Raw genomic sequence first — 11,012 nt, forward strand, 5'->3', positions numbered from 1 at the left:
ATTAAACTTATTAACAATTAAATTATACCGATAATATATTATGCCACCCCTTTAAATAAGTTATCCACATTTTATTGATGGGCTTAGGAGGTCATACAATGTATGGAGATCATCGTCAAATATGGGAGAGGATAGTGGAGGTTATAAAAAGTGAACTCACCCCCACCAGCTACAATACTTGGTTAGTCCACATAAAACCACTAGCAATCATTGATAATGTGTTATTTTTAAGTACTCCCAATACCTTTACAAAAAATATAATAAACGGAAGATATATAAATATTATTTATGATGCAGCTTCAAAAGCTTCAAACAAGTTATACGAGATTAAAATATTATCAGAAGACGAAGAAGAATACAGAGAAATTAAAGAATCTATTGAAAAAGAAAACTCAACTGAATCCACTACTCTTTCTACTCTAAATCCAAAATATACTTTCGACACCTTTGTTGTTGGAAACAGCAATAAGCTTGCTCACGCTGCATGCCTTGCAGTAGCTCAAGCTCCAGCAAAAGCATACAATCCTTTATTTATCTACGGAGGAGTGGGTCTAGGTAAAACCCACTTAATGCATGCAATAGGACACTTTATTAATAAACACCAAAGTGGCTACAAAATAATGTACGTTACATCAGAAACGTTTACAAATGAGTTGGTTAACTCCATAAAAGACGACAAAAATGAAGAATTTAGAAACAAGTACAGAAATATTGACGTCCTTCTAATAGATGATATTCAATTTATAGCAAAAAAAGAACGAACTCAAGAAGAATTTTTTCATACCTTTAACACTCTTTATGAAGCAAACAAACAAATAGTTATTTCCAGTGACAGGCCTCCAAAAGAAATTCCAACTTTAGAGGAAAGACTAAGGTCAAGGTTTGAATGGGGTTTAATCGCTGATATACAGCCACCAGATTATGAAACGAGAATTGCAATACTTAAGAAAAAAGCTCAAACAGAAAATCTAAATATCCCCGACGAAGTTTTAGCCTATGTGGCAGAAAAAATTCAATCAAACATAAGAGAATTAGAAGGAGCACTAATAAGAATTGTAGCTTTTTCAAATCTTACAAAAGCAAATATTGATCTAGAATTAGCTAAACAAGCCTTAAAAGAAATTGTATCTAATAAAACAAGAGAAATAACTGTAAAACTCATCCAAGAAGAAGTTTGTAGGTATTATAACATAAAATTAGAAGATTTTAGGTCCCGCAAAAGGACAAAAAACATAGCTTACCCACGGCAAATTGCTATGTACTTAGCAAGAGAGTTGACAGATTTATCGCTTCCCAAGATAGGAGAAGAATTTGGAAAAGACCATACAACTGTAATACATGCTTATGAAAAAATTTCTAATGAAATAAAAGAAGACGAACTTCTTTCAAGACAGATTGAAGAATTAAAAAAGAGAATAAAAGGTTATTAACATATAAACAGGGATAACCCTGTTTATATGTTTTAAAATTTTTTATTTGTGAATACTGTTAATAAATTCAACTTGTTACTCAGAAATTATCAACAAACAATTATCGACTCTTTCTTTGCTTATAAGCAATTACTAACATACTAACACTTTCTATTATTACGACTACTAAAATGCTTATTTTATTTATTATATGTTCTAACTCAAAAAAAATATTCTTGAAAACAGGAGTGAAAAAAATGAAATTTGTGTGTGACAAAAATTCATTATTTGAAGGAGTAAATATTGCAATAAGGGGGGTATCCTCCCGTACCACACTTCCCATTCTCCAAGGAATAAAAATCACAGCTTTAAAAGATCAAGTTAAATTTTCAGGAACCGACCTGGATATAGGAATAGAATGCCAAATTCCTGCCATGGTAGAAGAAGAAGGGGAAATAGTAGTACCTGCAAAAATTTTCTCAGAATTAGTCCGAAAATTGCCTGAAGAGGATGTAAAAATAGAAAGTGATTCTCAAAATACAGTAAATGTGATCTGCGATAGTATAAATTTCACTATTGCAGGAAGTGATGCTGTAGAGTTTCCCGAAATTCCTCAAGTATCAAAGGAAAACTCTTTTAAATTGACCAAAAATATTCTGAAGGATTTAATAAAAAAGACAGTCTTTTGCATTGCCCACGAGCAAACAAGACCGATTTTGACAGGTGTTTTATTTGAAGTATTTCCAAATGAAATAAAAGCAGTGGCTTTAGATGGATTCAGAATGGCCATATACACTTATCAAAGTGAGGAAAAATTTTTTGAAGAAGGTATAGAGAAATATTCTATAGTAATTCCAGGTAAAACTTTGGAAGAGATATATAAAATCTTAGAAGATGAGGAAACAGAAATAGATATATACCATACTGCTAATCAAGTGCTATTCCAAATTGAAAATACAAAGGTAATATCAAGGCTTTTAGAAGGAAGCTTTATAAACTACAATGCTGTTCTGCCAAAGGATTATAAGACTGAAGTGGTAGTTAAAAGGGAAGTTTTAACTGAAAGTATTGAAAGAGCTTCACTAATTGCAGAAAGCAAAAATAATTTGATTAAGTTCGAAATAGGTGATAAATTTATTACTGTCTCTTCCAATTCTGAAAAGGGAAAGATGGTAGAAAAGATAGAAGTTAATGTAAAAGGAATGTTTCTTGAGATTGCTTTTAATTCCAGATATTTACTAGACTCTTTAAGAGCCATCGATGAAGAAGAAATAACGCTCTATTTCATAAATAGTATAAATCCGTTAATAATAAAACCTATAGGAAGCAAAGATTATCTTTATATGATACTTCCTGTAAAGCTCAATTAAAAATCAAGAGGTGTTTTTTCATGATAGAAGTTCCTATAGAGACGGAATATATTACCTTGGGGCAATTTTTAAAATATATGAAAATATGCGAGACTGGGGGACAAGCAAAGCAATTTATTTTAGAAGGAAAAGTAAAAGTAAACGGCGCAATAGAATTAAAAAGAGGTAAAAAACTTCGCAAAAATGATATAATTGAAGTAGAGGGAAAAACTTATATCATAAAGTGAGGAATTTAACTTGTATGTGAAGGAGTTATTTGTCGACAATTTTAGAAACTTAGAAAAGCAAAGAATAGAATTTTGCGAAGGAATAAATATATTTTATGGTTTAAATGCACAAGGGAAGAGCAATTTATTAGAAAGTATTAGACTTTTAAGCATGGGAAGGTCTTTTAGAGGGAGTAAAAGTACAGAGCTAGTAAGATTTGGAGAAAATTATTTTTATGTAAAAGCAATAATTTGTCAAGAAAATAACGATAAAAAAATAGAGTTTGGATATAAAAAAGATGGTAATAAAGTTATTAAAGTAAATAGCAATAAAATAAAGTCGATTTCCGAACTTTTAGGGCAACTTTTGACAGTCATTTTTTCTCCTGAAGATTTAAATATAATAAAAGAAGGACCTTCCCATCGCAGAAAATATTTAGACTCTTGTATATCTATTATTGAAAAGAATTATCTCTATAACCTCATGCAATATAACAAAATACTAATGAATAGAAATAAACTATTAAAAAACATAAAAGAAGGAAAAAGTAAAAATATATTGGAAATTTTTGATGACCAATTAGTAGAATACGGGGCAAAAATAATTATGGTGAGACAAAATTATTTAAAAAACCTAGAAATTAATATAAAAAAATTTTTACTTGAAATTTCCAATGAAAAAGCGGAAATTGTCTACTTAAATAGTGTGGGACTGAAAGATGCTTCAGATGAAGAGACAGTAAAAAAAAGATTGAAAGAAAAATTATCAAAGAATATAGATTTGGATTTAAAGTATCTTACAACACAAGTTGGTCCCCATAGGGAAGATTTTAAAATTATTATAAACGGCTATGATTCAAGAGTGTATTCTTCTCAAGGTCAACAGCGAACAGCGGCTTTGTGCCTTAAATTATCAGAGTTTGAAATTTTAAAAAAGGCGACTAATGAAAAACCAGTACTGCTTTTGGATGATGTAATGTCAGAATTAGATGAAAATAGAAAAAAGTATGTCTTAGAGAAATTAAAAGGTTTTCAGACTTTTATAACCCATACTACAAAAAGAGATTTAAAAGGAGATTGTTATTTTAAGATATCTAATGGAGTTGTTATTAAGGAGTAGGGGGTCAAAAAATGTATGTCCATTTAGGCGGCAATGTGGTAGTCTCTGACAAAGACATTATAGCTATTTTTGACATGGATGTTGTAACTACTTCGGAGGCAACTTTACAGTTTTTAAAAATAGCAGAGGAAGAAGGGTTTATTGTAAGAATTTCTAGTGAGAAGCCAAAGTCTTTTATAATCACAGAAAGGGATAAGAGAAGTGTTATTTATTTATCACCAATTTCTGCTTTTACCCTTATAAAAAGAACACAAAAAATAGATGCATAGGGAGGTATCAAATTGATAAAAACATCAGAAGGAATTATTGTAAGAAATGAAAAAAGAAAGCTGGAGCTTAGGGTATTAAGCGATAAAATTATTAACGTTTTTGTAAGTGATAAAGAAGAAAAAAGGAAAGATACAATTGCTATAGAAAGAAAAGAATACGATATTCCTAAGTTCACTTTAAAAGAAGAATTAGAAAGTATATTAATTGAAACTAATTCTTTAAAAGTAAAAATAGACAAAAATGACCTTTCTGTGAGTTTCTTAGATAAAAATGAAAGTATAATTAATGAGGATTACAAGGGAGGAGTAAAATTTAGTGAAACAGATGTTAGATGCTATAAAAAGTTAAGAGAAGACCATTTTTACGGTTTTGGAGAAAAAGCAGGATATCTCGACAAAAAAGGCGAAAGGTTAGAGATGTGGAATACAGATGAGTTTATGACTCATAACCAGACTACAAAACTTTTATATGAGTCTTATCCTTTTTTCATAGGAATGAACGATTATCACACTTATGGAATATTTTTAGACAATAGCTTTAGGTCTTTTTTTGATATGGGACAGGAAAGCCAAGAATATTACTTTTTTGGAGCATATGGCGGCCAGATGAACTACTACTTTATATACGGACGAGACATAAAAGAGGTTGTGGAAAATTATACATATCTTACAGGAAGGATGAGCCTGCCGCCATTATGGGTATTAGGTTATCAACAAAGCAGATATAGTTATACTCCGCAAGAGAGAGTACTCAAGATTGCAAAAACTTTTAGAGAAAAAGATATTCCTTGTGACGTGATATATCTCGATATAGATTACATGGAAGGATATAGAGTTTTCACATGGAATAAAGATACATTTAAAAATTATAAAGAAATGCTAAAGCAGCTTAAAGAAATGGGATTTAAAGTAGTGACGATTGTAGATCCAGGAGTTAAGAGGGATTACGACTACCATGTTTACAGAGAAGGAATTGAAAAGGGTTATTTTGTAAAGGATAAATACGGTATAACCTACGTTGGAAAAGTATGGCCAGGGGAAGCTTGTTTTCCTGACTTTTTACAAGAAGAAGTAAGATATTGGTGGGGTGAAAAGCACAGAGAATTTATAAAGGATGGAATTGATGGTATATGGAATGATATGAATGAGCCAGCCGTATTTGAAACTCCTACTAAAACTATGCCAGAGGATAATATTCATATTTTAGATGGAGAAAAGATACTTCACAAAGAAGCCCATAACGTTTATGCAAATTACATGGCAATGGCAACAAGAGATGGTTTACTAAGAATAAAACCTAATGAAAGGCCTTTTGTGTTGACAAGAGCTGGTTTTTCAGGCATACAAAGATATGCAGCAATGTGGACAGGTGATAACAAAAGTTTGTACGAACACCTTCTTATGATGATGCCAATGCTTATAAATATTGGGCTTTCTGGACAACCGTTTGCAGGAGCAGATGTGGGGGGATTTGAAGGAGATTGCAATGAAGAACTTTTTATAAGGTGGATAGAAGCGGCTATCTTTACTCCTTTTTTAAGGGTTCACTCTGCGATAGGGACTAAAGATCAAGAACCTTGGTCTTTTGGCAAAAAAGCGGAGGATATTTCTCGAAAATATATAAAAATGAGATATGAACTTTTGCCTTACTTATATGATTTGTTTTACATTGCATCTCAAAAAGGCTATCCTATTATGAGACCATTGGTTTTTGAATATCAAGATGATGAAAACACTCATAAAATATACGACGAATTTCTGTTAGGAGATAATTTATTGGTTGCACCTATATACTTACCTTCTAAAGAAAAAAGAGAAGTGTATTTGCCGAAGGGTATATGGTATGATTATTGGACAGGGAAAGAATTTAAAGGAGAAAGCTATTATCTTGTGGATGCTCCCATAGATATAGTACCTCTTTTTGTAAAAAAAGGAGGAATATTATTAAAGCAACAACCTCAATCCTTTGTTGGAGAAAAAGAGATAAAAGAGATAATAATAGAGATTTATAAGGGAGAAGAAGGGCATTATCTTCATTATGAAGATGATGGAAAGTCCTTTGATTATACTAAAGGGATTTATAACCTCTTTGAAATAGGCTTTAAATATCAAGGGGGAAAAATAGATATAAAATTTGATAGGATTCACTCGGGATATGAGAAGGGAGTAAAGAAATATAAATTTGTGTTGAAAAATTTTGATGAAATTGAAGAAGTAAAAATAAATGGGAAAAAGGTTGATAAGGAAAAATGCGAAGTTATATTGTAAAAAAATAGAGGCCTAGGGGCCTCTATTTTTTTACAAATCTTTCTATCAAAGATTGTTTAGCTTGCTGTTCTAAAGAATCGTCCAAAGGAGTTAATTCTACTTTGCCATATTTTCTCTTTAAAGCAGTTTCAATTAAAATATCTGCAAATTCAGGATTTTTAGGAAGTACTGGCCCATGAAGGTATGTTCCATACACATTTTTATAAATACATCCTTCTGTTTTATCTTCTCCGTTATTTCCACTTCCAATTATTACTTTCCCTAAAGGACTAGATTTTCCAAGATATGTTTTCCCAGAGTGATTTTCAAAGCCCACCATTTTAAAGTTTTTTTCATTTATATTCGCATCGATTACTACATTTCCTATCATCCTTTTGGTACCAGCAACAGTCCACATATCTAATACACCAACGCCTTCTATTTTCTCACCTTTTGAGGTTTGATAATAATTTCCTAAAAGTTGGTATCCACCACATATACCTAATACAGTCAAACCGTCTTCAATAGCTGATTTAAGATTTTTACCCTTTTTGATTGTCAAGTCGTCGCTTACAATTTTTTGTTCTCTATCAGATCCGCCTCCTAAAAAAAGTATATCTATATCAGTAAAATTCGTATTTGAATCTACCGTAATTGATTTTACTTCGGTTTCAATGTTTCGCCATTCACTTCTTCTTTTTAATGTCAAAATATTTCCTAAGTCTCCATATAAATTTAATAAGTCTGGATACATATGACCAATGACAAGTTTCATTCTTTTTCCTCCTATGAGTTTAAGTATTTATTTACATCATAAAGAGATGTATAATTGGGAAGTACTGCTATTAATTCTTCCTTAGTTAGTTCAGATATTGTATCAAGAGCTTTATCTACAGAGTTTATAACTTTTATTTTATTAATATCAAAATTTGCATATTTGAGTCTTACTGCCATGTCTTCAGCTCTTAAACCAGAAGTTATTATATAATTTACCTTTGTTTTTGATAAAAAGTCTTCTAGGTTTACGTCCCACAACCAAGATACATCTCTTCCATCCGCGTAGTTATCATTTATAGAGATTAAAAGGTTTAAAGGTTTATTAAATTGAGATAGCATATTTAAGGTGCTTTCAAAACCAATAGGGTTTTTAATTAAATTTATTATAGCTTTTTTGTTTTTTATTTTAGTTTTTTGCAATCTTCCTTCTATTGGCCAATAGTTTTCTGTTGCTTTTGATATAGTGTTAAAGTCTATGTTCAACAAAATGCTAGCAGATATAGCTGCTAATAAATTATAAACGTTGTATATGCCTATTAATCTACTTTTAAATGTAAAGATTTTATCTTTATAGTATAGATTAAAATTTATTCCATCTTCATTTAAAAATATATTAGTAGCTTTAAAATGAGGATTTGGTCGCTTTTTGCCACAATTGGGGCAGTAATAGTCTCCCAGTTGCCCGTAATATATTCTTCTATATTCGTATTTGTGGCCACAAATAGGACAGTATTTTTGTTCAAAAGAAGATGAGTTAATTCCTTCAATGTTGTCATCAATTCCATAGTAAAAGACTTTTGATTTTATCTCATCTCCTATTGAAGCTGTAAAAGGTTCATCAGCATTTAGTAATATTATAGATTCTTGTGGCAGTTTTAAAAGGGCGTTTTTTACTTTTTCTACTGTTATATCTAATTCTCCGTATCTGTCTAATTGGTCTCTAAAAAAGTTAGTTATTATTACTATATTAGGATTTATATCTTCAATTACAATTGGCATGTTTGCTTCGTCTACCTCAAAAACGGCTGCTTCTTTTTTTAAATTTCCTAAAAAATCGCTGCTTTTTATTAAAGCAGTTGCAATTCCTGTTTTCATATTTGCTCCTTCTTTATTATGTACAATACTTTTTCCAGCGGTATTCAAAATATGGGCTATTAATCCAGAAGTTGTAGTTTTGCCATTTGTACCTGTTATCATCACTTTGCTTTCTTTTAGAGGTTCAATTAACTTTTTTATTAATCGAGAATCAGATTTAAGCGCTATTTTTCCAGGTAAAGATGTTCCACCTTTTCCTGTTATCTTACAAGATATGTTCACAAGTTTACCTAAGTTGACACTTAAAAATTTCACTATTTACCACCTTCTAGTAAATTTTATTTCCTATTTTTACTCCTCTTTCTGGTTAAAGCAATACTACATTTCCTTCTTCATCATCTACTCATAAAACTTCGGATACGAAGTCAGCAATTTGTATATTCTTATGTCAAGTTTTAAAAAATCTTCAGAGGTAGCCATTGAATTCCCTCCAATTTAAGTATATTATATTATAGGTACATGTGTTAAGTATTATTATATTATAGGTAATAATAAAAATAAAATTATCTCATTTCCCGGGAAAATTTTTCGGGAAATATTTTGAATTGAGCAATTTTTAAAATAATGATAAAATAAAACTGTTGGATAAATTTGCGGAGGTTGTGAATATGGCAAAGGATGAAACTTATACTGCGAGTCAAATTCAAATATTAGAGGGTTTAGAAGCCGTAAGAAAGAGGCCAGGAATGTATATAGGTTCTACTGGCAGCAGGGGATTGCATCACCTTGTATACGAGGTAGTAGATAATAGTATAGATGAAGCATTGGCAGGGTATTGCAAAAATATAGTAGTTACTATACACAAAGATAATTCCATAACGGTTGAAGACGACGGGAGAGGTATACCTACAGATATACACCCAAAAGTTGGAAAACCGGCTGTAGAAGTAGCTTTAACGATGTTACACGCAGGTGGAAAATTTAATAATGATGCTTACAAAGTATCTGGAGGATTACACGGAGTAGGTGTTTCTGTTGTAAATGCATTATCTGAAAAATTGGAAGTTGTTGTAAAACAGCGTGGGAAAATTTTTAGGCAAACATATGAAAGAGGAGTACCAAAAACTGATTTAGAGATTATTGGGGAAACAGAAGAGACGGGTACGACTATTACTTTTAAGCCAGATAAAGAAATTTTTGAGGAAACTGTATTCAATTATGATGTATTAGCTCAAAGATTAAGAGAATTAGCTTTTTTAAATAAAGGTATAAATATAAAGCTTATAGATGAAAGAGACGGAAAGGAAGAGGTCTTTAACTACGAAGGTGGAATTATATCTTTTGTGAAATATCTCAATAGAAATAAAGAAGTTTTACATGAGGAACCTATATACATGGAAGCAAAAAACACTGACTATGAAGTAGAGGTTTGCATGCAGTATAATGATACGTATACTGAAAATATTTTTAGTTTTGCCAATAATATTGATACTAGAGAAGGTGGTACTCATCTTGTTGGATTTAAAAGTGCTCTTACTAAAGTTATCAATGACTATGCTAGAAAATACGGAATTATAAAAGATAACGAGAAAAATTTGCAGGGTGAAGATGTAAGAGAGGGCCTGACTGCTATTGTAAGTGTAAAGTTAAAAAACCCACAGTTTGAAGGCCAGACTAAAACAAAATTAGGAAATTCTGAAATGAGGTCTATTGTAGAAAATGTAGTGATAGAGAAACTATCGGCTTTTTTAGAAGAAAATCCCTCGGTTGCAAAAGTAATAGTAGAAAAGGCTACACAAGCTGCAAGGGCGAGAGAAGCAGCGAGAAAAGCCAGAGAACTCACTAGAAGAAAATCCGCACTTGAAAATACTACTTTACCGGGAAAACTTGCTGACTGTTCGGAAAAAGACCCTTCTAAGTGTGAGCTTTTCTTGGTAGAAGGTGATTCTGCTGGAGGTTCTGCTAAAACAGGTAGAAATAGTAGATTTCAAGCGATACTTCCACTACGAGGGAAAATTTTAAATGTGGAAAAGGCGAGACTTGACAAGATACTCTCTAATGAAGAGATAAGAGCAATGATAACTGCTTTAGGTACGGGAATAGGAGATGAATTTGATATAAGTAAATTAAGATACCACAAAGTAGTCATAATGACAGATGCGGATGTAGATGGAAGTCATATTAGGACGTTGCTTTTAACGTTTTTCTATAGGTTTATGAGACCTTTAATCGAAAATGGAAATGTGTACATTGCTCAACCGCCTTTGTATAAAATTACAAAAGGTAAAAAGGTATATTATGCTTACTCTGATAAGGAATTAGACAGGATTTTAAATGAGATTGGAAGGGAAAATTATACTGTTCAAAGGTATAAAGGTCTTGGAGAAATGAATGCTGACCAATTGTGGGATACAACTATGGATCCAGAGAAAAGGACAATTCTTAAAGTTACATTAGAGGATGCAATAGCCGCAGATGAAATTTTTACTATTTTAATGGGAGACAAAGTTGAGCCAAGAAGAGAATTTATAGAAAGATATGCAAAAACAGTAAGAAATTTAGACATATAAGAGGTGGAA

The 11,012-nt window shown here is 31.4% G+C and carries 9 protein-coding genes; 7 read left to right on the forward strand and 2 right to left on the reverse strand.

Going from position 1 to position 11,012, the window contains the following annotated elements:
- Positions 1 to 98 precede the first annotated feature (98 nt).
- The 6 genes from dnaA to TMATH_RS00030 all read left to right on the forward strand — a co-directional run bounded on the left by dnaA (position 99) and on the right by TMATH_RS00030 (position 6,642).
- Positions 99 to 1,430, forward strand: coding sequence for a chromosomal replication initiator protein DnaA (gene dnaA / locus TMATH_RS00005; protein WP_012994184.1), 1,332 nt, complete (start codon positions 99 to 101; stop codon positions 1,428 to 1,430).
- Between the two features lie 236 nt (positions 1,431 to 1,666).
- Positions 1,667 to 2,779: a DNA polymerase III subunit beta gene (gene dnaN / locus TMATH_RS00010; RefSeq protein WP_013149479.1), complete on the forward strand. Its 1,113-nt coding sequence runs from the start codon at positions 1,667 to 1,669 to the stop codon at positions 2,777 to 2,779.
- A gap of 20 nt (positions 2,780 to 2,799) precedes the next feature.
- A complete protein-coding gene (gene yaaA / locus TMATH_RS00015) occupies positions 2,800 to 3,006 on the forward strand; it encodes a S4 domain-containing protein YaaA (protein ID WP_012994186.1) in 207 nt (68 codons plus the stop codon).
- 10 nt (positions 3,007 to 3,016) lie between these two features.
- Positions 3,017 to 4,105: a DNA replication/repair protein RecF gene (gene recF / locus TMATH_RS00020; RefSeq protein WP_013149480.1), complete on the forward strand. Its 1,089-nt coding sequence runs from the start codon at positions 3,017 to 3,019 to the stop codon at positions 4,103 to 4,105.
- 11 nt (positions 4,106 to 4,116) lie between these two features.
- Complete coding sequence (gene remB / locus TMATH_RS00025) at positions 4,117 to 4,374, forward strand: extracellular matrix regulator RemB (protein ID WP_012994188.1); 258 nt, start codon at positions 4,117 to 4,119, stop codon at positions 4,372 to 4,374.
- 12 nt (positions 4,375 to 4,386) lie between these two features.
- Positions 4,387 to 6,642 carry a glycoside hydrolase family 31 protein gene (locus TMATH_RS00030; protein WP_013149481.1) on the forward strand — a complete coding sequence of 752 codons (2,256 nt, stop codon included), beginning with the start codon at positions 4,387 to 4,389 and terminating at the stop codon, positions 6,640 to 6,642.
- Positions 6,643 to 6,664: 22 nt separating this feature from the next.
- Here TMATH_RS00030 and TMATH_RS00035 read toward each other — a convergent pair whose 3' ends face one another.
- Both TMATH_RS00035 and TMATH_RS00040 read right to left on the reverse strand, forming a co-directional pair.
- A complete protein-coding gene (locus TMATH_RS00035) occupies positions 6,665 to 7,396 on the reverse strand; it encodes a type 1 glutamine amidotransferase (protein WP_013149482.1) in 732 nt (243 codons plus the stop codon).
- 11 nt (positions 7,397 to 7,407) lie between these two features.
- Entirely contained in the window at positions 7,408 to 8,748 is a 1,341-nt protein-coding gene (locus tag TMATH_RS00040) for a Mur ligase family protein (RefSeq protein WP_013149483.1), read from the reverse strand.
- Positions 8,749 to 9,101: 353 nt separating this feature from the next.
- Between TMATH_RS00040 and gyrB the strand changes: the two genes are divergently transcribed.
- A complete protein-coding gene (gene gyrB, locus TMATH_RS00045) occupies positions 9,102 to 11,003 on the forward strand; it encodes a DNA topoisomerase (ATP-hydrolyzing) subunit B (protein WP_013149484.1) in 1,902 nt (633 codons plus the stop codon).
- The last annotated feature ends 9 nt before the right edge of the window (positions 11,004 to 11,012 follow it).

The sequence above is a fragment of the Thermoanaerobacter mathranii subsp. mathranii str. A3 genome, assembly GCF_000092965.1.
Taxonomy (GTDB): Bacteria; Bacillota; Thermoanaerobacteria; order Thermoanaerobacterales; family Thermoanaerobacteraceae; genus Thermoanaerobacter; species Thermoanaerobacter thermocopriae.